Origin of the sequence: Acinetobacter sp. ANC 4862 (assembly GCF_004336635.1) — a bacterium.
Classification (GTDB): Bacteria; Pseudomonadota; Gammaproteobacteria; order Pseudomonadales; family Moraxellaceae; genus Acinetobacter.
In genome coordinates this window covers 34813-55684 of record NZ_SJXH01000021.1, presented here as the reverse complement: position 1 = coordinate 55684, position 20872 = coordinate 34813, and the positions used below count along the sequence as shown (strand labels likewise).

At 37.5% G+C, this 20872-nt stretch carries 18 protein-coding genes and 3 pseudogenes; 5 read left to right on the top strand and 16 right to left on the bottom strand.

Annotated features, from left to right (window positions below; genetic code table 11):
- Positions 1-161, top strand: a 161-nt coding sequence (locus E0409_RS10280; RefSeq protein WP_039793398.1) for an integrase core domain-containing protein, incomplete at its 5' end; no start/stop codon positions are given.
- Between the two features lie 234 nt (positions 162-395).
- Here the strand turns inward: E0409_RS10280 and E0409_RS10275 are convergent.
- The 6 genes and pseudogenes from E0409_RS10275 to E0409_RS10250 all read right to left on the bottom strand — a co-directional run.
- Positions 396-734 (bottom strand): annotated as a pseudogene (locus tag E0409_RS10275) (transposase); the annotation flags it as partial.
- Between the two features lie 41 nt (positions 735-775).
- Positions 776-2389 carry a Tn7-like element transposition protein TnsE gene (locus E0409_RS10270; RefSeq protein WP_131290461.1) on the bottom strand — a complete coding sequence of 538 codons (1614 nt, stop codon included), beginning with the start codon at positions 2387-2389 and terminating at the stop codon, positions 776-778.
- 11 nt (positions 2390-2400) lie between these two features.
- Positions 2401-3930, bottom strand: a complete 1530-nt coding sequence (locus E0409_RS10265; RefSeq protein ID WP_131290458.1) for a TnsD family Tn7-like transposition protein — start codon at positions 3928-3930, stop codon at positions 2401-2403.
- 2 nt (positions 3931-3932) lie between these two features.
- Positions 3933-5615 carry an AAA family ATPase gene (locus E0409_RS10260; protein WP_131290455.1) on the bottom strand — a complete coding sequence of 561 codons (1683 nt, stop codon included), beginning with the start codon at positions 5613-5615 and terminating at the stop codon, positions 3933-3935.
- Between the two features lie 16 nt (positions 5616-5631).
- A complete protein-coding gene (locus E0409_RS10255) occupies positions 5632-7740 on the bottom strand; it encodes a TnsB C-terminal domain-containing protein (protein WP_131290450.1) in 2109 nt (702 codons plus the stop codon).
- Positions 7724-8536, bottom strand: coding sequence for a TnsA endonuclease C-terminal domain-containing protein (locus E0409_RS10250; RefSeq protein WP_131290447.1), 813 nt, complete (start codon positions 8534-8536; stop codon positions 7724-7726). Before E0409_RS10250 ends, E0409_RS10255 begins: the two co-directional genes overlap by 17 nt.
- Before the next feature lie 379 nt (positions 8537-8915).
- On the opposite strand from E0409_RS10250, the pseudogene E0409_RS10245 reads away from it, so the two are divergent.
- Positions 8916-9075: pseudogene (locus tag E0409_RS10245) on the top strand (transposase); the annotation flags it as partial.
- Between the two features lie 446 nt (positions 9076-9521).
- Here the strand turns inward: E0409_RS10245 and glmS are convergent.
- The 10 genes and pseudogenes from glmS to E0409_RS10195 all read right to left on the bottom strand — a co-directional run bounded on the left by glmS (position 9522) and on the right by E0409_RS10195 (position 17762).
- A complete protein-coding gene (glmS, locus tag E0409_RS10240; protein ID WP_131290444.1) occupies positions 9522-11360 on the bottom strand; it encodes a glutamine--fructose-6-phosphate transaminase (isomerizing) in 1839 nt (612 codons plus the stop codon).
- A 12-nt stretch (positions 11361-11372) separates the two neighbouring features.
- Entirely contained in the window at positions 11373-12737 is a 1365-nt protein-coding gene (gene glmU / locus E0409_RS10235; RefSeq protein WP_131290439.1) for a bifunctional UDP-N-acetylglucosamine diphosphorylase/glucosamine-1-phosphate N-acetyltransferase GlmU, read from the bottom strand.
- Between the two features lie 22 nt (positions 12738-12759).
- Positions 12760-13281, bottom strand: coding sequence for a phosphatidylglycerophosphatase A family protein (locus E0409_RS10230; RefSeq protein WP_131290435.1), 522 nt, complete (start codon positions 13279-13281; stop codon positions 12760-12762).
- Entirely contained in the window at positions 13259-14191 is a 933-nt protein-coding gene (gene thiL / locus E0409_RS10225; RefSeq protein WP_131290432.1) for a thiamine-phosphate kinase, read from the bottom strand. Before thiL ends, E0409_RS10230 begins: the two co-directional genes overlap by 23 nt.
- Positions 14192-14211: 20 nt before the next feature.
- Positions 14212-14661 carry a transcription antitermination factor NusB gene (nusB, locus tag E0409_RS10220; protein WP_131290429.1) on the bottom strand — a complete coding sequence of 150 codons (450 nt, stop codon included), beginning with the start codon at positions 14659-14661 and terminating at the stop codon, positions 14212-14214.
- Between the two features lie 4 nt (positions 14662-14665).
- Positions 14666-15136: a 6,7-dimethyl-8-ribityllumazine synthase gene (ribH, locus tag E0409_RS10215; RefSeq protein WP_004649641.1), complete on the bottom strand. Its 471-nt coding sequence runs from the start codon at positions 15134-15136 to the stop codon at positions 14666-14668.
- 18 nt (positions 15137-15154) lie between these two features.
- The gene (gene ribBA / locus E0409_RS10210) at positions 15155-16270 is read right to left on the bottom strand and encodes a bifunctional 3,4-dihydroxy-2-butanone-4-phosphate synthase/GTP cyclohydrolase II (RefSeq protein WP_131290426.1); all 1116 of its coding nucleotides are present in this window, start codon (positions 16268-16270) and stop codon (positions 15155-15157) included.
- 584 nt (positions 16271-16854) lie between these two features.
- Positions 16855-17091 (bottom strand): VF530 family protein, encoded by a 237-nt coding sequence (locus tag E0409_RS10205; RefSeq protein ID WP_002058193.1) that lies wholly within the window; start codon positions 17089-17091, stop codon positions 16855-16857.
- Positions 17092-17206: 115 nt separating this feature from the next.
- Positions 17207-17395 (bottom strand): annotated as a pseudogene (locus E0409_RS10200) (type II toxin-antitoxin system HipA family toxin); the annotation flags it as partial.
- 64 nt (positions 17396-17459) lie between these two features.
- Positions 17460-17762, bottom strand: a complete 303-nt coding sequence (locus E0409_RS10195; RefSeq protein ID WP_131290423.1) for a helix-turn-helix transcriptional regulator — start codon at positions 17760-17762, stop codon at positions 17460-17462.
- Between the two features lie 199 nt (positions 17763-17961).
- Between E0409_RS10195 and E0409_RS10190 the strand changes: the two genes are divergently transcribed.
- From E0409_RS10190 to E0409_RS10180, 3 genes are all read left to right on the top strand, one after another.
- Entirely contained in the window at positions 17962-19053 is a 1092-nt protein-coding gene (locus E0409_RS10190) for an ATP-binding protein (RefSeq protein WP_131290420.1), read from the top strand.
- 94 nt (positions 19054-19147) lie between these two features.
- The gene (locus E0409_RS10185; RefSeq protein WP_126038844.1) at positions 19148-20440 is read left to right on the top strand and encodes a type II toxin-antitoxin system HipA family toxin; all 1293 of its coding nucleotides are present in this window, start codon (positions 19148-19150) and stop codon (positions 20438-20440) included.
- A complete protein-coding gene (locus E0409_RS10180; RefSeq protein ID WP_053579060.1) occupies positions 20433-20711 on the top strand; it encodes a helix-turn-helix domain-containing protein in 279 nt (92 codons plus the stop codon). The genes E0409_RS10185 and E0409_RS10180 overlap by 8 nt, the downstream gene beginning before the upstream one ends.
- The last annotated feature ends 161 nt before the right edge of the window (positions 20712-20872 follow it).

Here is a 20872-nt window from a genome sequence, read left to right as displayed (position 1 = left end):
AGGTGTATCTCAAAGCCTACAGCAATGTTTTGGATGCGAAGAAGCAATTAAACGCATATTTTGAATTTTATAATTTGAAACGACCTCATTCGAGTCTGGACAAAATGACTCCAGATGAGTTTTACTATGACCAGCTACCACAACAAAATAAGGTAGCTTAACTAGAGCAGAGTATCACTTATAAATAAGCTTTTAGTTGTTCAAACATGTGGGACCACCTCTGTCTTCTCAATTGAAAATTTCAGAAATTGTATTTATCGCTATAGCTAAATACCAAATAAATTATCACAATGTTTTTTGAATAATTCATACTTGGTCTCGATAAATCCTGTGACTTGAGGAGGGCCTTGTTGAACAAAGATTCAAAAGACAAAGCCTCACTAAATTGCCCAAATTTAAGTTACAACTTGGGTATGAGCTCTACCTAATTCAGTGAGTTTATTCAGCACGGTAATTCGAGCATGGATATCATTTACCTGATTTTGAAAGTTTCTTACGCTAAGTTTGTCACCCATTAATTTAATACAATGCATCTTGGTTTCTACTAAACTTCTTCGATGATAACCTGATCAGTTTTTCCAGATTGTTTTTCCCAAACATTTGACCGTTTTCAATAATTCATTTCTCTCAATTGAGCCGTTTCTTTAATCTTTCCAGAGTTTTGCATTTACTTGTCGATCTGAAATCATTTGACGGCATCGTTTTGTGTCATAAGCTCCATCAGCATAAACAGAATACCTCTTTACATGCCCAGTCGAACTTACAGTATGCTCATCTACATTTTTTCAGTCTTTTCTAATTTCTGAAGTAATTCTTTAATAATTTTATCGAATCGTTCAACCCATAGTTTGAATTCATGACTTGATTCATTAAGTTCATTTAGATTTTTAGGATGGTGTAAGGTTTTTGCCATTCCATAGTTTTTAAAAGATTTTAAGGTTGGCCATCTCAGTGATAGCTGCACAATTTTTTTTGTCATTTCTTCAATGATCGAATCAAGCTGCTCGGTATCATTTACACGTAATATCAGCGTTGAAAGCTTTTTTCGATTATCTGTTACATCGATTTCAAAGACACTGAAATTTTTATGCAATAGCTCAAATCTAAATTCAAGCAAAGTACGAATATTCCCGTCTGAGGTTATATGAAGTTTGGAGCGACGTAGTTTTGGAAGTTTATGGATCTTTGGTGTCATAGTAATGTCATGTTTTCCAGCGAACTTCTCCATCATGAATTTGAAGGCTTCAAAACGCTCCATAAATAACTGTAAGTTGTTGCTTTCGTCATTTAATCCCTCAAATTCACCTCGACCAATAGTTCCATCAATACTTGCTTCATCGGTCCCTACAACATCACAGTCTTCAAGCTGCTCTTCCTCCGAAGGGGAAGATGCATTCTGGGATCCTTTCTTATTGTAAACTTTACGGGTGAGGACTGGATCGGAAAAGCTGATAAGTACAGGGAAAGTGGTCAGAGTATGTATTTTACGATCACTGTTGGCTTCTTGACCATCATCAATTTTTGGAAACTCTGATTCCTTCACACATGAATGAGTACCTGATTTTGCTGTAGATGAAGCATTTTCTTTTTGCACGAATTCAGGACTGTAAAAATCAATTTGATCTGGTAATTTCGATTCTAGACCCTTAATTTCTGTAATTTCATTGATATAAATCTGATTTAGTTTCTTGCAATAATAAGCCTGAACAGTTATTTCCACATTTGCTAAAGAAGGTGGATCAAAATTGAAATACCAGCATTCTCTATTCCAGACCATAATTTTTTCATTAAAAAAATGATAGGCGATGCTTTCATAACTTTTTCTGATCTCAGGGTTAATTAAAATCCAGGCGAGTAAGTTTCGCATGCCGGGATGATCAAATTGAGATAATGGAAAATTTCTGGGTGGGATTACATTAATTTGTACATGATTTTCTGAAACTGTTTGAACATCAAATTCCAGACTTAAAAAGTTCTGTGAAAGTGCACTTCTCGCAAAATAAGCATTATGAAAAAATAATGCTCTAGCAAGTTCTAATTGTGGCAAATGTACAATTGTATTTTTAAATTTCTGATCAAGATCAGTTAGTTTTTGACTGAATTGAAATTGTTTAGTAGAAACATTATTACTTATATTCCATTGAGTGAGATCAGCGATTCTAAACTTCAGGGTTAAAGGTTTCTCATCTCGTGATTTACTTGTTGGATTTAAGCATCTTCGTCGCGCAATTAGATGCATATTTGAGAATCGGGCATGCTTAAAAAACTTTTTTTTTGTGGTTTTATTTTCTAGCCCTAGATTGATATTCCAATCTTTATTTTTCACATTTTTAAAAATTGATCCAATAAATGAAATTCTGGCATTTTCAGGAAAGCCTTTAATACTCAAATCAATTCTCTCTATATTGTGTAATTAACTACATTTGTTAAAAAATTATTTGCTTCAGCTGTTATTCTTTCTTCACTTAAACCCGATTTTCGTAAGATTATCCAGCGTGGCAGTTGTTCATTTTCTGAATATGATTGACGTAATACTCGGGTTAGTCGCCTAATCTGAAAGCAGCTAATATCCTCATTATATTGATCTAAAAACTGTTTAGTTAATGGCAAATTATCTAAATTTTTTTCAATAGTAGCTGGATTCTTAAGTTGCTTGATCCACCAGTTTCTCGATTTTCTTGGTAAGTCTAAATTATCTATAAGTTGCTGTTTAATATTGATTAACAGTCTAGCGGTTTCAAGATCACGTGTACCCCAATCAATTTTGTTCCCTGTCGGTATGTGAGGTTGCTGATAATGACTGTTTGTTTCAACTAGCCATTCTTTATCATTGCGATAGAGCCATGCATATAGAGCACTATTTTGTTTTCTTGATGCAAGGATACTATCTTGATTGATTGCCTCAAGCCATTTTTTTCGTTTTTCTAATACAATTGTATTATTGGATTCTGTTATATCCGAGGGTTGTAATTTGATAGATTGGGGCTTAATGATAGGTTGTAAAGAATTAACAGTTACTAAGATCTTATTAAATGACCACTCTCTACCTGCATTCATAGCTTCAATTACAATTAAATGTTGAAGATAGCTAAAGCACTTACGATGTTTTCGGAAAATACTACGTAGCCAACTATTTTCAGAACTGAAATCGTCTAAATTATATTGCTTTAAAAACTGTTTTGACCAGCGGGTCGAAATTTTTTCATAAATGGATTCATATAAAATATGAGAGTTTCCACGGACACAATTATTTTGATGAGCAAGTCTCTTATAAAAAAGGCTCCATTGTTCAAAACTTGCAGACCGTTTTGGGGAAAGCTGTAAAAGCTCATGTACTTTCTCACAGATGAATAGATCATCTAATGTGGCTGCTGACTGAGTGACAATCGGGCAGTTTTTAGAATCAGCTGCAAGAAATTCATGTTTATGTGGTGACCTAAACTCTATATTTGTTTGTACAAGTTCTCCATGTTTAAGACAGCAAGAAACACCTTGGATTTGCCAGAGTCTGGACCAGTAGTATTCTTTATATTGCTTAAGCTGTTCATTTATACATCCTGGGCAATATCGCAGATAGCTGGGAGTTGCTATGGAGGATGCGTTAATTCCTAGCGCTAAGTGTACTGAGCCATTTGATTTATTCAGCATCCATTGCATGCATTCTTGTCTTCGCTCCTCTGGAACAAATGGGGCATAAAGAGGAAAAATAGTATGCTGATAAATCAGTTTTTCTGCATCAAATTGTGTTTTAGGTAAAAGCTTTAAAATTTTTGATAAATGTGCGGGTAAGTCTATGGTTGCTACAACTTCGCGATCTTGAAAAACCTCATCTAAAAGTTGTTTTGGACTGTTAAGTGCTAATCGTATTCCAGCTCTAGCAACTGAACTATAGATTAACTCATTAGGATAAGGGACTGGAAAATTCAGCATATTTATCCTGCCTCTTTTATTAAAGTTTCCATATTGATGACATAATCAGTCTGGTTTTTTAGATGTTCATAAAAGCTTTGTTTATTTTCTTTCTGACTGAACTGAAAACGTAAATCATCATTATCGAGAGAGTGCCATAATTTTGGTTGAATTCTCTGTTTTCTGATCTTTTGTGTATCTTGTGGTTTATTTGCACTAGAAGGTGAAGAAAACTCCTGTTTTTGCTCATTCAGCCAGCTTAAGATAATCGGCATTATTGATTTCATATCAAGTGCAGGATTCTCTCGGAATACTTTTTTAATCAGAGGTGCCAATAAATTTGACTGGTATCCCAGCTCAATCAGTAGGCGATGTAAATGAATAGATTCTTGATGTCCATCATAGATATCAATATCTTCCATGGGCTCTTTTTTTTGCTCTAGTTTGGCTTGTAAGAGGAGTAGTTTTTTATCAACTTCAGGAATAATCAGATCGGAAAATTGTGAAATTCGTTCGGCATCACCTGAGCGTAGTGCTTTAATCATTGGGTGAATTGGGATTAAATCTTGTTCATATGTCTGTTTCAGTAATTTGACCGTGATGCGTTCCAGCCCTGACTCAATTGCTCTCATTTGGGCTAATACAAATAATTTAACCACAATATCTGGAATGCCTTGGCTGAGATCATACCAGCAATCCCTGATTTCTTCACTTATCATAAGATCTGCTTTTCTTAGCCATTGATACTTCCACAGTGCTTCAGTAAATCCGACCCACTCTGATTTAATTATTTTTTTTGTATGTGGGTGAATAAAGTTTTCTTCATTTTTAATCTGTTCCCACAGAATTGAGCCTAATCCCACTCCTCGTCGAGCAGATCTCAAATCATCTTCAAAAATAAATCGAGCTTTTGGTGTGCCAACCATTACGACCGGTAAGCCAACCACATTAACCAAAGTGACAAAGAAATTCAGCATTTTATCTGCACCTCCAGACTTGTTCACACTTAGATGCTGAATTTCATCAATAATAAGCAATCCAATCGCATGTAAATTGGCAATCTGGCGCATTAAGTTGAGTAATGTTTCAATACCATGTCTTTTTAATGCATATTTTCTTTCATAATCAGACCCTAGTGCTTGATCGATTGCTCTGAAAAAATGAAGGCACAAACTTTTTAAAGAGCCATCATGTGGGCAATCAATTTTTAAATAAACAATTTGTGTAAAATTATACTTTTCATGAAAAATGACCTGAGGATAAGTGGCTAGAATTCGATTTAAGGTAGTAGTTTTGCCACTCCCTGAGCAGCCAATAAAGCACATACTTCGTGCAGTTGACTTAGCTGCTTCAAAGCGAACGGCATTTACATCACCAGTCATCATTCGCTCATAACCATTTTGTAGATGTGAATTAAGAGAGCCATTTTCAAGATTACGCCCTACGTAACCTTCACGAAGCATAATTGAGAGTTTTTGTTCCAGTTGAATATGCCGTGTAATCGGTTGAAAAAAATTATTCATCAACTGAGCAATAAGGTGACCTCTAATCACACCTGATTCATGTTTTTCTGATAGGTTAATGGTAATTGTACTTTTTAGTGCATTTTTCACCTCTGAAAATTCACGTACAGGTGGTAATGCTTCTATAAGAGGATTCCCTTGATACTGTCCAAAACTTGGATGATAAACTGCATTAACTTTCATTTTTATCTACCTCATTTTAATTATCATCTTCATCAAATAATGATTCGTAATAGGTTGGAATAAGTAAGGTGGATTCTTCGTCTTCTGCTTTTTTAATTCCTGAGATTGGCAGGATATTATCGGCAACCTTCGAGTTTTGTGAGCTTTGGATTTGGGTGGATTTCTTTAAATCCTCCCTTTCTTCAAGTCTTGCCTGATTACGGTTATTCCGTATCGATGAAAGACGTTGAGCATTACTTTTTTGAGTAGAAGGTCTTGATGAAATCGCTTTTTCAATAATATCTTCATTGCGTTGTTCTAGATCAGCACGTGCAAGATTTGCATTTATTTTGTAGCGGGATCGTGTTATTTTTTGCTCAAGTTGGACTTGCCAGACCTCCCAAAAACTACAACCTCTGAATTCTCTAGAACGATTTGAAAGTTGTGCTTCCCAATAATCTGAATGATCTTCAGAATGAAATATATAAACTTTTTCAGCATTTGCTGGATCGTAAGCAACTTTAAATTTTGGCCTTTGTCTTGAATAACCCTTCCTGTGTAGTAATCCGCGTTCAATGAGCTCCTTACAGTTATAGAAGACTCCGAAAACCTTTAATCCTAGCTCAGAGAGAGTGCCATCCGTACGGGGAAGTAGTGCAATATAAATCGCTTTTTCTGACGCCGAACGTAACTTACCTGTTCGATGTTGTATTCCCCAATTCCATAAATGAATAGGAATACAGGGTAAATCTGTTGGCATATCAATGTCGCGATCGTAAGAAGAAAGCTCATGTGTGTTGTTGTAAATTAGAACAGAATTTAAAATGATCTGGGTGAATTCCTTCACTGTGAGTGTTGCATCCAGTCGGTAGTCTTTACCACCACGTTTTTTTTCTTTGATTGCTTGAACTACACCTGGTGCATAAGGTTTAAATTCAGCCTGGATAGTGCGGAAATAGCGCTCTACAATTGACTTTAAATCACCACGATAGGCAGGTGTGTTTTCAATTCGGATGGCAAAATTCTTTTCGAGATTCTCAATTTGATGTCCAAGTAATTCTGCTCTATCTGCTAGGATTGCCTCTGGTAATCCAATACATGGCCAATCTTTAAAACTAATCTCATGATCAAACTTTTTACAATAATCGACCTTATCAGACATTGCCATACGAAGAACGAGCATACTCGTAACATAAGATGGATTTTCTAGCCCCACGTACATTCCAGTAACCATACGGCTAAATTCATCCATCATAAAGTAAATGGTTGGACGTCCAATAATACAGCCTCTATCTGAGTCAGAAACAAGATAGATATCGGCTATCGTCGCATCTACTTGGTAACGTGATCCTGGTCCGATAACATGGGTATTAACGGTTGAATACAAAACTCTTTTGTCTTTTAAATACTCAATTTTACTAGTTCGTGATTTTATTTTTAGAATAGGGCTATATTCACGGTCATAAAAGTACTTTAATTGCCAGATTGATGGGACTTCAGTTTCAATAATGTCTGGATGTAAGCTTCGATATATAGTAAGAAACTTACGATATGTGTAGGGTAGAGTATGCTTATTTTCATTGAGCATATACTGATTGATGACTCTCCTGAATAGTCTCTCAATATCTTCATCAATGAGAGCACCTGTCCCTTCAGAAATAATACGCGGACGACCTAATTTTTTATTATTTACTACCTTTTTAACACCTTTCCCTCCAGAATTGTAATACTGAGGGATTAAAGCATTTGGGGTCATTCCTCTTTGCCAATACTGGCGAAGTAAGCGATATACAGTCTGTTTAGTGGTAATTTTTTGATTCACAATTTCATTAATTAAAGAGGCACGTATGTTTGAATCATAAAATTTTTCATGTTCAATTATAGGTTTTATAATGGCTATATTCTTGTCACGTTTGATTTGATAGACAGAGTTTTCTTCCAATACCATTAAAGACATGTCTTCAAAAGGATCTGTAGTAATTTTTATGTTGCCAGATTCAATTGCCTCGATAAGTGTGGATCTTGTATACAATTCAGGTAAAGCTTTTTGATTTTCAAGCTCGATCCAAATTATATGATCTGTATATACTTTGAGGATGCGATACTTTTTCTCATCAAACTCATAAACATCATTGATTCGAAGCATTGCTGATTCCCTCCCATGAATCTTGTTCAATGAGTTTTATACTGCCACATGTGATTTTTCTATAACTAATGTTGATATCAAATGTGAAGTACCTCTGAGCAATGAGCTCACGGATTTCTAATAGTGATTCTCCCGGTTCTAATGAATATTGAACATCAATATATTTTGATAGTTCAATTAGACTCAGATGAGAATTTTTTATAAATTGCTGATAATAGAAGTGGATTTTATCTGAAGTGTGATTTTTACTTTCTGAGTAATTTGCAGGATATAACCATTTGATATTATCAACGACCGTCATAGGGATATCTTTTTCTGTAACAAGAGACCAAGGGATATTTTTTTGCTGCCAATAGCGTCTTTCTAATTCGAGAATCTCAAGAATATTTAAATCTTCTAATTCAGTATGAGAAACAGCTCTTATGACATAAATAGGGGGAGCATTAGCAGCTTCACTAACAATAAAAAACGTAGAAATTAGTATTTGTGCAATACCATTTTTGATTGGATGATAAAGGGAAAAAGTACGTGCCAACTCCTTAGTTTCTTCTAAGTCCAGTGGCATTTGTTCTCGAATATCTTTGATAAAAATATTTCTATCTAAAATCAAAAAAACAGCAAGCTCTAGATCTGAAAACAAGTGATGAGTTCGACCTGTTTTATAGCCATACACTCGACTTGAGCGTTTGTTTAGTGATTTATTATCCTTAACTGTCAGAAAGGGTTTGTATGTATTTAGAAAGCCTTGACCACGCCCATCTTTTATCCATTTTAGTTGTTGCTCTTTGGTTAACATATTTTTTTAATCTGCTTTGGTATGCTTTTGAACATAACATTGGGGTGTTTATTAATCAATATGGTATGTATCTTTATTACTTTTTATTTATTGATTTTTATTTTTATTTGTATGTTTTAATTTAAATTATTGATATTTATATTTTAATTATATTTATTATTAAATTTGTAGTTTATATTTTTAAGGATTCATCTTGGTGTGAAAAATTTTAAAAAATAAAGTTTCATTCTTAATTTTTAAAAGTATGACTTTTAATCTCAGTGAAAAATCTAGAATAAAATGAGCCGCTATTGAGGTATGTGGTAGCCCAAAGCTTAATTTACCTAGGGTTTTTCATCAATCAGCTTGAGAAAACCTGACTTTTCCTCATTATTCTTTCATAACTAAATGCTGTGCATTAAGAGGCGATCAGTGGGAACATATTAAGGCTCTGTTACCTGAACGAGCCGGTACTGTTGGAGTTACCGCCAAAGATAATCGATTATTTGTTGAGACAGTACTGCTCATATCGTTCGGGTATTCCGTTCAGCGATCTACCTTGCCTCAATCATGATCTGGCTTAATTGATGACATACACCTAGCTTTTCTTGATTGTTCTTTGTGCAAGTAGCCTCTGGTGTGTTCTCATTTGATATAAACTTAATTATAAAATACAAACATTAAATTCAAATTTTTATTATCTTATTTTATTATTATATGAAAGCAATAAAGTATCATACTCTGTTATGTATAAGTCATTTATTTTATTGATATTAAATTTAAATGATGCTTATTAAAGTATCATACTATGCAAAAAATTGATGTAAGCATAATCCTATTAAAATAAAAAAAAGTTTCATACCAAAATTCCAATATACTGAAAATAATGAATATATTTTCTTTTTTTTGGAATTCGATATGAAACTTTGTTACTAAGTATTATTGTTTATTACTCAGTATTGAACTTTATTACTCAAAAACAACATCACCAGCCTCTATGTTTCGCTTATTCTACGGTGACTGATTTCGCCAAGTTACGTGGCTGATCGACATCGGTGCCACGCAGTACTGCAACGTGGTATGACAGCAGTTGCACAGGGATGCTATATATGATTGGTGCAAGTAGCGCACTCACATGGGGAATATAAACAATATGTTGACGATCTTTTTCTTTAATGCCGCTGTTTTCATCAGCAAATACAAATAATTCACCGCCGCGGGCTTGCACTTCTTCCATATTGGATTTGAGTTTATCCAGCATGTCATCTTGAGGGGCAAGAATCACTACCGGCATGTCATTATCCACCAGTGCCAATGGACCATGTTTGAGCTCGCCTGCAGCATAGCCTTCAGCATGGATATATGAAATTTCTTTCAGTTTCAAAGCACCTTCTAGCGCAATAGGGAAGTTTGTCCCACGACCGAGGAAGAGGCAGTGCTGTTTCTCTACAAAGAGTTCAGATAAACGTAAAATATCTTTATCTTTTTGCAGGGTATCTAAAATTACTTTTGGTGTATGCCATAAATCAGTAATGATCGCGGCAGTTTTTTCAGCAGGAATACTTTGCTTCACTTGACCCATTTTTAAAACCAACAGCATAAGTGCTGCGAGTTGCGTGGTGAAGGCTTTGGTTGATGCAACCCCAATTTCTGGCCCAGCCAAAGTGAGTAAACTATGGTTGGTTTCACGAACCATTGAAGATGTGGCCACATTACAAATGGTCAGGGTGGCAATGTTTAAATTTTTTGTAGCAGCACGTTTTTGTGTGTCACGAAGCGCAGCTAAAGTATCAGCCGTTTCACCTGATTGAGAAATACACACATACAGTGTGTTATTTACAATCACGGGTGTGCGATAACGGAATTCACTGGCAATTTCAACCTGGCACGGTAAATCAATCAGTTGTTCAAACCAGTATTTTGCGATCATGCCGGCATGGTAACTTGTCCCACAGGCAATGATTTGTACTTGTTGAATTTTTTCAAAATCAACCACAGCATCTTTTAAAAAATCTTCACGTAAAACATTTCCGTTTAATGCTTGGGAAATGGTTTGTTGAATCGCTTCTGGTTGTTCATAAATTTCTTTGAGCATGTAGTGTTTGTATTCACCTTTCGATGAATTGCTCACAGTCGCATCCAATTCTTTAACAGGACGCTCAACCAATTGACCATTTACAAAGACTTCAATGCTGTTACGGGTTAAACGTGCAATATCACCTTCTTCAAGGTAAATAAAACGGTTGGTAATAGGAAGTAAAGCCAATTGATCCGAACTGATAAAGTTTTCGCCAATCCCTACACCAATGACTAAAGGTGAACCTTCACGCACGGTAATCAGTTCATCAGGATGATCAGTATGTACGATACCCAGTGCATAAGCACCTTTGAGTTGGGGAACAACTTGTTGAACGGCGGTTAAAAGACTAGAAGTCGATTTCAATGCATCATTCACTAAATGTGCAACAACTTCGGTATCTGTTTGTGAAGTGAATACATAACCGAGTGCTTCAAGATCATCTTTGAGTTCTTGATAGTTCTCGATAATTCCATTGTGAACCACAGCCACCGTACCTGAAATATGTGGATGAGCATTATCTTCAGTTGGTTTGCCATGGGTTGCCCAACGAGTATGGGCAATACCGAGTGAACCTTGGATATCAGCTTCTGCTACCGCCTGTTCCAGGTTTACGACTTTACCAACACGACGTTCACGCAGTACATGGCCGCCATTAATCAGGGCTAGACCTGCTGAATCATAGCCACGGTATTCCAGGCGTTTTAAGCCTTCAATTAAAATATTGCTAATATTACGTTCCGCAACGCCACCGACAATTCCGCACATATTTAAATCCTCTTATTTTTTCAGTTTTTGGGGGCGTTGATAGTTTTCTTTAGCCACTTGTTTTGAACGTTCGAAAGCCAAGCTATTCTCGGCAACATCACGAGTAATCACCGAACCTGCACCAATGGTTGCACCATTGCCAATGCTTACAGGGGCAACCAGTGAGCTGTTTGAACCAATGAAAGCGGCATCGCCAATAATGGTTTTATATTTATTTGCACCGTCATAGTTACAGGTAATGGTGCCCGCACCAATATTTGAACCTGCACCGACTTCAGCATCACCTAAATAAGTGAAGTGGTTGGCTTTAGACCCTAGACCAATGCTTGAATTTTTAACTTCAACAAAGTTGCCGATATGCACTTCATTGGCAAGTTTTGCACCCGGACGTAATCGTGAAAATGGACCAATTTGTGCATCAGAACCCACTACAGCATTGTCAAAAATGCTATACGGTTGAACTTTGGTGCCAGCAGCAATACTGGTGTTTTTAATCACACAGCCTGCACCAATTTCAACGTTGTCACCGAATTCGCAATCACCTTCAATGATCACATTGATATCAATACGAACATCTTGACCAACGCTTAAGTTGCCACGTAGATCAAAACGAGCAGGGTCGATTAAATGCACGCCTTGCTGCATGAGTTTTTTTGCTTGATAGCTTTGGAATTCACGTTCCAATGCTGCCAGTTGGACACGGTCATTCACCCCTTCAACTTCAAAAGCCAGTTCTGGTTCAACAGAAGCAACTTCCAAACCATCTACAATCGCCATAGCAATAATGTCAGTCAGGTAATACTCGCCTTGCGCATTTTTATTCGAAAGCTTGGGTAACCATTGATGCAATTTGGCATTACTGACACAGTAAATACCGGTATTAAATTCTTTAATTTTACGTTGTTCATCGTTTGTATCTTTATGTTCGACAATGGCTTGAATCTGACCATTTTTACGAACGATACGACCATAACCTGTTGCATCATCAACCGTTAAAGTCACAATGCCAATGCCTGTTTTTGCTGCAGCATCAAGTAGACGTTGTAAGGTCTCTTGAGTCACACACGGTACGTCACCTGAGAGGATAAGAGATACACCTTCAGTAGGAAGTACAGGAAGTGTTACTTTTACGGCGTGACCGGTACCAAGCTGTTCCGCTTGTTCAACCCATTGCACATTTTCTTGTGCGAAAGCTTGTTGTACTTTATCGCCACCATGACCATAAATGGTAATGATATTTGCTGCGTTGAGTTTTTTTGCCGTTTCGATGACATGACCCAGTAAAGGACGTCCTGCAAGGGGTTGTAATACTTTCGGTAAATTAGAACGCATACGTGTTCCTTTACCTGCAGCAAGAATAATAACGCTAGTAGACATATTGAATCCTACAAGTTTTAGCTTAAGCCATCACGAAAGATAGATAAATGTAAATGCATAGAGCAGCCCAAATGCCGGCGATAATATCGTCAAACATAATGCCAAAGCCGCCACCGACTTGACGATCGATCACGCGAATAGGCCAAGGTTTCCATACATCAAACAAACGAAATAAGGCAAATCCAACCAATACCCATAACCAGTTCATGTTCCCTAAATAAATGAGGGGTAAAAAAGTAATGGATTGCCCGGCAAACTCATCCCAGACAATACGACCATCATCATGCACCCCCATGACTTTAGCGGTTTGCCCACAAATATAGATGCCTACAAGTGACATCATAAAAATAGCCAAGATTGAATTAACAAACCCGAATGCCAGCCAAATAGGAATAAACAATAATGCAAATGCTGAACCGAACGTTCCTGGTGCTTTGGGAGCAAGTCCAGAACCAAATCCCACCCCACAAAACACGATGCAGCGGTTTGGCCATGACATGTCTTTAAAATTGATGCTGGGTTTATGCAAAGTGTTGGTATCCATGAAATTGTAGCGAATGATCTACGCCATTCTGCACAAAAGTTAAGCCTTTTTGTTGGGTAATTTTTCCAATCTTGGTAATATCGACATCTAATTGTTGTTGCAAAAGCTTTTCATAATTTTGCGGAGTGATTGTAAAGCATAATTCATAGTCATCGCCACCCGCGAGTGCGTATTGCCATCGCTTTTCTTGTTGTAATTTTTTTAAAGTGGCATCAATCGGTAGTTGGTCTAAATCCAAAGTTGCACCGACATGCGATGCTTTAAGGATATGTCCTAGGTCTTGGGCTAAGCCATCTGAGATATCAATCATGCTTGAGGCGAGGCCTTTTAACTTTTGACCGAGTTGACAACGTGGCGTTGGATAATCCAGACGTTTTTGTAATGGATGACCTAAATGAGCTAGACCAAAAGCTGCATCGCCAACGGTTCCACTGACACAAATATAGTCACCCACTTGAGCACCAGAACGTGTCACGGCTTGACCTGTTTTAATCCAGCCGAGGGCAGTGACTGAAATGGTCAGATGAGGACTTTGCGTGGTATCACCACCAATTAAACTCACCCCAAATTGATCGCAGCAATCATATAAACCTTGACTAAAGCCTTTTAGCCAGTCGTGATTAATTTGGGGTAGGCTCAATGCCAATAAAATACTCTGCGGTTTGGCACCCATGGCAGCAATATCAGATAAATTGACAGCAACAGATTTCCAGCCAATGGCATGAGGAGAAGTATCTAGAGGGAAATGTCGACCGGCAACCAAAGTATCGGCACAGATGACCAGTTGCTGGTTGGGCGGGGGAGTGAGCAAGGCTGAGTCATCACCAACACCTAAATCGACAGAATTGACATCGGTAGATGTAACAGTCTGACGATTGAAATAGGTGTCAATAATCGAAAACTCAGCCATACAACAAATCTACTGAAAAATTAGTCGGCTTGTTGCTTTTCTGCTGCACGTAAGCTGGTTGCTAAACGGTCCAATACACCATTGATGTATTTATGGCTGTCTGCACCACCAAAGTGTTTAGCAAGCTCAATCGATTCATCTAGAACCACGCGATATGGAATTTCAAGATGATCTTTCAATTCATAGGCGCCCAGACGAAGGGTTGCAAGTTCAACGCCATCAAGGGCGCTAACTTCGCGGTCAAGCACAGGGATTAAGAGCGCATCCAATGCTTCATGATTGGCAACCACTTGAGTCAACAATTCATGATAATAGCCGAGATCCACTTTATGCATGGCATTCTCCACACGCGTACGTGCTTCAATTTCATGCACTGGATTGTGGCTCATCTGCCATTCATAAATTCCTTGTACAGCAAAGCGACGTGCTTTACGTTTCGCTGCATAAGTTGCTTGAAGTGTTTGCGACATAGCGTTAAATAGCCTTTAACAAGTTAACCATTTCAATTGCAGTAAGGGCAGCTTCGCCACCTTTATTACCTGCTTTTGTTCCAGAGCGTTCAATCGCTTGTTCAATACTATCCGTAGTTAATACACCGTTGATCACTGGTAAGCCAGTGTCCAGGCCAACAACGCCTAAACCTTTGGCACATTCACCAGCAACAAAATCAAAGTGAGGCGTGCTACCACGAATCACGGCGCCAAGTGCAATGATCGCATCAAAACGATCTGAAGCGGCAAGTTTTTTTGCAACGACAGGAAGTTCCCAAGCGCCAGGTGCGTGAACAACAGTGATATTATCCTCTGATACGCCATGACGTTTCAACGTATCAATTGCACCTTCTAGCAAATGTTCAACCACAAAGCTATTAAAGCGACCCACTAAAATCGCGTAACGGCCTTCGCTCGCGAGATGTAACATACCTTCAATACGGCGAACTGCCATAGCAACCTCGATTATTTCTTAAGTTGTTTGTTGTGCGGTGATATATTCAACCACTTCTAAGTTAAAGCCAGATAGCGCGTTGAAACGTAATGGAGAGCTAAGCAACTTCATTTTTTCAACACCTAAATCACGTAAAATTTGTGCGCCTACGCCAATCGTTTGATATTGCTGAGAAAGTGCAGCATTGGATTTTGTTGGTTTTGGCACAGTCAAGCTATCCAGGGCAGGACCTAAATCTTGTAAATGGCGTTGACCAATCCAGACTAAGACACCGCGATCACTGTTCGCAATTTCTTTCAGTGCACGGTCTAAGTTCCATGCCGGTTCGCCATCTTGTTTATTCAGTTTAAGTAAGTCACGTGCTGGATTAAAGCCATGTACACGAACAGTGGTCACACCGTCTTTTGGTTGACCTTTCACTAAAGCTAAATGAACGTCTGGGTTACCAATTTCGCGGTAACGATATAAATCAAATGTACCGTATTCTGTATTAATGCTTTGTTGGTCAATACGTTCAACCGTTTGTTCATTGGTCATGCGGTAATGAATCAGATCGGCAATGGTACCCATTTTCAAACCATGTTTTTCTGCGAAAACTTCAAGGTCGGGACGGCGTGCCATGCTGCCATCTTCATTAATAATTTCACAAATGACAGATGCTGGCTCAAGACCTGCTAAACGAGCAAGATCGCAACCTGCTTCAGTATGACCGGCACGGTGCAATACGCCACCTGGCTGCGCCATCAATGGAAAAATATGTCCCGGTTGTACGATATCTGCCGGTTTTGCATGTGCCGCAACTGCAGTTTGAATCGTGTGTGCACGTTCAGCAGGAGAAATACCTGTTGAAATACCTTGTGCTGCTTCAATCGACAATGTGAAGTTGGTGCCGTGTTGTGCACCGTTAGCATCCACCATTAAAGGTAGATTGAGTTGCTGGCAACGGTCGCGACTCAGCGTTAAGCAAACTAAACCACGCGCATGCGTGATCATGAAGTTGATGTCTTCTGGACGCACGTGTGTCGCAGCAATGACTAAATCACCTTCATTTTCACGGTCTTCATCATCCATCAGGATGACCATTTTTCCTGCACGGATATCTGCTACGAGCTCTTCAACAGTATTGAGCGGCATCAACCTTCACCTTCTTTTTGTCTCAAATGACATTTTACTTGCATTGATTGCTGCATAGTCTAACGTGTTTTGACGTCATTTGCCTATGCTTATTGATTTCCCTAAACTGTCCATTGTTATACACAGTCGTGGAATGCTTGAAAAGAGGACTTTATTTTTAAAAGCCGTGATTATGCCCAATCTTTAAGCAGTTGAAATACATAAATAATGACAAGCTTATGTAAAATGGTGGTGATTGATTGGATTTTAAACTGCTATTGCATAAAAAAAGCCCCCATCTTTCGATGAGGGCTTTTTAAATCTGGAGCGGGAAAGGAGACTCGAACTCCCGACCCCAACCTTGGCAAGAGTCACCGACATAAAATACACTAAATAACATAATTGGTATTTTAATAAACTCTATATATAACAGTTATATAGAGTTTTTATTTTGTGTGGTGTAATTTAAGGTAGGGTGGGGTACTTTGATTTTTGGTCACTAATTTATTGTGATAATCAACAATAATAACCAACATACACATGCTTAATCTAAAGGTGTTTTACTGACTGGTATAATTTTATAATGAGAGGGGTGTTGCCTGGGGCTACGGTTTCTGTTTTGCCTTTTGGCGTAAGACGTACAAATATAAGCTTTCTACTTTTTCACGTGCCCATGGTGTGGTACGCAAGAATCGCAATGATGATTTAACACTTGGGTCTATGCAAAAACATCTAATTTCAATTTTACGACTTAAACCTTCAAAGCCACCGTAGTAATCCAATAATTCATCCAAAATGTCAGCAAGTTTTTTGCCGTGTAAAGGGTCATTGGAGGTGTTCATAATAGATCAATCGTATTTTGGGTGGCCATTATTATAACCTGGGCTAGTTGGAAAACTAGAGAGTTGGAATGTAAGTAATGATGGACTGAATAGCCACCAAAATTCTGGAGCACACCCAGCCATCGGGTGATGCATCATATATATGACTTGGTAATCCCATTTGCTGTATAGGAAAGTTTTTTCTTAATGGGTCACCTTTTAATGGAAGTAGGTAAGAGGAAAGCTCTAAACCTTTACGGATCGCTTCAGCACTGTATTCAAAGGCAATTAATGGTCGACCTGTGATTGCTGTTGAGGAGACCAGTGTACCCTAAAGCCAATATTCACCCCATCCATTGTAGTAAACATTAAGTTTTTCGAGCATGGATTTATTTCCTTTTGATACGTTGGCGAGCCGTATTGCTCTCATAGCGAAGAATGTCATCTACACTGTTTAAATGAGGTTTGAAGAGTTCCTCTAATTCTTTTAATCGGCCTAGTACCATAGCAACGCGTATTAAATTTTCAAATGAAACATTTCGACCAGCTTCCAGATTAGATACTGTATTCACACTGATATCAGCACGTGTAGCGACGTCTGCCTGAGTCATTTCCAGATAAAGTCGTTCTTTACGAAGCCTCTCACATAATAAAGTAACAACTTCTTCAGGTTTTCTGAATTTTAAATCCATAATATTGGGTCTTATATCCATATATGTCTATTAAACCACAAAATAATGGAGTTATAAAATAAACCAGTTGATCGGTAAGAAGGTGCTTTATTAGCCTGATTAGATCCTATTAGATTAAAGAAATCTAATTAGACATTTACAATCTAATGGAATCTAATACAATCTATGGTAATAAATAAATCATTGCCGAGTAATTAAAATGATGACCATCTCCAATGACCCTTGGCACTTTCCACGTACCGAACTGGCGAAACAAATTTTAGGCATGTTTGAGACTGGACTAGCTAGTTCTCTGACTTTTTTTGCCCCACGCCGGATGGGAAAAACTGAATTTTTACGAAAAGATATTACGCCCCTAGCAGAACAGCTTGGATGGCGCGTTTTTTATTTCAGTTTTTTAGATGCAGGCCTGCATAGTGAAGGGCAGTTTGTAAAAGCTCTTGATGAGTTTTCAAAACAAAATGGCTTAATGGGGAAAGCCACACATTGGATTAAAAATATTGGTTCTTTAAGTACAGATGTGGCAGGGGTAAAAGCTGAAGTGACACTTCTACAAGGACAAGTGAATTCCAGTATTTTGTCTAGCATTACTAAACTGGCTCAGCAGGGGAAACCTATTTTACTGTTACTTGATGAGATTCAGGCTTTAGCTAGTTCAAAATATAAAACCACGATTGCCAGTTTACGTACCGCTTTAGATATGCATAAAGAAACAATAAAGGTGATTTTTACTGGTTCAAGTCGAGAAGGCCTGAGACAAATGTTTTCTGTGAGTAGTGCTCCATTTTTTCATTATGGACAGAATTTACCTTTTCCAAATCTAACAAAAGCATTTACAGATCATCTGGCAGATGTATTTAATCAAACAACAGGACGTAGTTTGAATAAAGAAATTTTATGGCACGCTTTTTTAGATATGAAGCAAAGTCCTCAACTAGCAAGATCATTAGTGGAGCGTTTAGCCTTAAACCCAATGCTGGCTATAGATTTTGCAAAGGAACAGCTTATAGCCGATACAATGGGGCATCGTGACTTTTCGGGATTATGGGGAGAGTTTAAGTTATTAGAACAGCTAATTTTAAAAGCCATAGCGGAATCACAAGTTGAACTTTATAGTAGTCAATTTAGACAACATCTGGCTGATTCCATTGGTGTAGATAACATTGCGGTATCAAGTATTCAATCGGCCCTACGTTCTTTATCAAAAAAACAAATTATTTTTAAACCAGAAAATGGTACTTATGAAATCGAGGATGCTCTTTTTAAAGAATGGATTATGGATGAAGCATAATTTTGAAAACTCACTTGGATAAAAATAATACTTTACTACTATAATAAGTATATAATAGGCAAAACTGGTTATACTTTACTATTTAAATAGAATTATGAATGATTTTTGCTCTGTCCAAATATTTCTGAATAACCAATGGATCGATTGTGCCACTATTGAAGTAATAGGTGAAAAAGCTAAAGGTTGGAAAGCTAGCTGCGGAACATATTATTCAATGGATTATGCAATTGAACATATGGGGTTACGAGATGGTCATGCTGTTTCAAACCATTATCCGATTAATTTAGAAAGCAATATTGAGCCTACGTGGCCAGCTTTTCTAGTTGATCTATTACCTCAAGGATATGGTCGAAAAGAACTATTAAAAAAACTTGGCCGCCCCGAGTATGAAGAAGAGTCAGCAGATTGGCCATTGCTAAAAGTAGGAGCGAGCAACCCTATTGGTAACTTAAGAATAAAAGAAGCTCATGAATGGCTTTTAACTCAATATTCAGATCAGTTAGTACAAGGATTTTCAATACAGGAAATTATCGAACGTAGTGAGGAGTTTCTTGAGTCATTATCATCTTTTGGACTATTTATCTCTGGATCATCTGGCGTTCAAGGCGAGTGGCCAAAACTATTACTCACACAAGGCCATGATGAGTTATTTTATCTTGATCATACGTTACCTGATGAAATGGCTAAACAGCACTGGTTGGTTAAATTTAGCCGAGGAACAGATCAATGTCTGAACAAAATTTTGAATCAAGAACCCTTATATATGCAAATAGCAGCATATTTAGGATTGCGAGTGTTTAGACCGCTAGAATTACATGGAAGAACTTTATTTATTCCACGTTTTGATCGGCAAGTGGTGAATAACCGTGTTGAAAGAATAGCTCAAGAAAGTTTAGCTTCTTTTAGTGGAAAAGCGGGCTTCGGAGTAAAAATGTCTCATAACGAAGTCTGCAAAATTATAATGAATTGCTGTACGGATCCAGAAACAGAAATTCTTGAATATGTAAAAAGAGATTTAGCCAATATCGCTTTAGGAAATAAAGATAATCATACCCGTAATACAGCATTTCAAAGGTTTAACAATGGCGATATTCGATTAACGCCTTTATTTGATTTTGCCCCTATGTGGTTACATCCAGATGGAATCGCAAGATCTACTCGATGGGAAAAAGACGATAACAACTGGGCTTCAATTGCCCATCAGATTGTAGAATGCAGTTCTTTAACCATAGAACAAATAAAATCTTTATTTTCTGAACAGTTACCTTTGTATCAAGGGCTTTTAACCCAGATGAAATCTATCGGGATAGATGATGAAATTCTAGAAAATTGTGCATATCGCATTGAAGGTATTTGCGCACAATTAAAGGAGATTTGTTATGGATAAACGTTTTATTCCCCTCTCTCAAATAGAGCAAATTAGAAAAAGACAATATGTTTTAGAAATGATTCAGCTTAATCCAGACTGGCCGATACATGTCATTGCAAAATTCATTAGAACAGAGCTGCATCTGACATTACATGAAATGTCCAAGATCACTAAAATTTCGCTTCAAACTTTACAGAAACTAGAGCGATCAGATGCAAATCCAACTCTAGAAACAATGCTAAAACTTTTGACCCCATTTGGTTTAAAATTAACTGTTGTGAAGAAATGATCACTTTCTATCAGGATATTTTCGATCTCAATGAACTGTTTAACTTCTCGAATTTGATTGTCTTTATTCACAATATTCCTATTGAGTGAGTCGAATCTGTGCTCAGGTTGAGCAGTTCGGCTACTGTTCTGAAATGACAGCTTTGTCCGTTATAATTGTAT

Coding starts and splice junctions, on each gene's coding strand:
- E0409_RS10265 (WP_131290458.1), bottom strand. CDS start 3,930: ATGCTGAATTTTCCAGTCCCTTATCCTAATGAGTTAATCTATAGTTCA.
- E0409_RS10260 (WP_131290455.1), bottom strand. CDS start 5,615: ATGAAAGTTAATGCAGTTTATCATCCAAGTTTTGGACAGTATCAAGGG.
- E0409_RS10255 (WP_131290450.1), bottom strand. CDS start 7,740: ATGCTTCGAATCAATGATGTTTATGAGTTTGATGAGAAAAAGTATCGC.
- E0409_RS10250 (WP_131290447.1), bottom strand. CDS start 8,536: ATGTTAACCAAAGAGCAACAACTAAAATGGATAAAAGATGGGCGTGGT.
- glmS (WP_131290444.1), bottom strand. CDS start 11,360: ATGTGCGGAATTGTCGGTGGCGTTGCGGAACGTAATATTAGCAATATT.
- glmU (WP_131290439.1), bottom strand. CDS start 12,737: ATGTCTACTAGCGTTATTATTCTTGCTGCAGGTAAAGGAACACGTATG.
- E0409_RS10230 (WP_131290435.1), bottom strand. CDS start 13,281: ATGGATACCAACACTTTGCATAAACCCAGCATCAATTTTAAAGACATG.
- thiL (WP_131290432.1), bottom strand. CDS start 14,191: ATGGCTGAGTTTTCGATTATTGACACCTATTTCAATCGTCAGACTGTT.
- nusB (WP_131290429.1), bottom strand. CDS start 14,661: ATGTCGCAAACACTTCAAGCAACTTATGCAGCGAAACGTAAAGCACGT.
- ribH (WP_004649641.1), bottom strand. CDS start 15,136: ATGGCAGTTCGCCGTATTGAAGGTATGTTACATCTCGCGAGCGAAGGC.
- ribBA (WP_131290426.1), bottom strand. CDS start 16,270: ATGCCGCTCAATACTGTTGAAGAGCTCGTAGCAGATATCCGTGCAGGA.
- E0409_RS10205 (WP_002058193.1), bottom strand. CDS start 17,091: ATGAACACCTCCAATGACCCTTTACACGGCAAAAAACTTGCTGACATT.
- E0409_RS10195 (WP_131290423.1), bottom strand. CDS start 17,762: ATGGATTTAAAATTCAGAAAACCTGAAGAAGTTGTTACTTTATTATGT.
- E0409_RS10190 (WP_131290420.1), top strand. CDS start 17,962: ATGATGACCATCTCCAATGACCCTTGGCACTTTCCACGTACCGAACTG.
- E0409_RS10185 (WP_126038844.1), top strand. CDS start 19,148: ATGAATGATTTTTGCTCTGTCCAAATATTTCTGAATAACCAATGGATC.
- E0409_RS10180 (WP_053579060.1), top strand. CDS start 20,433: ATGGATAAACGTTTTATTCCCCTCTCTCAAATAGAGCAAATTAGAAAA.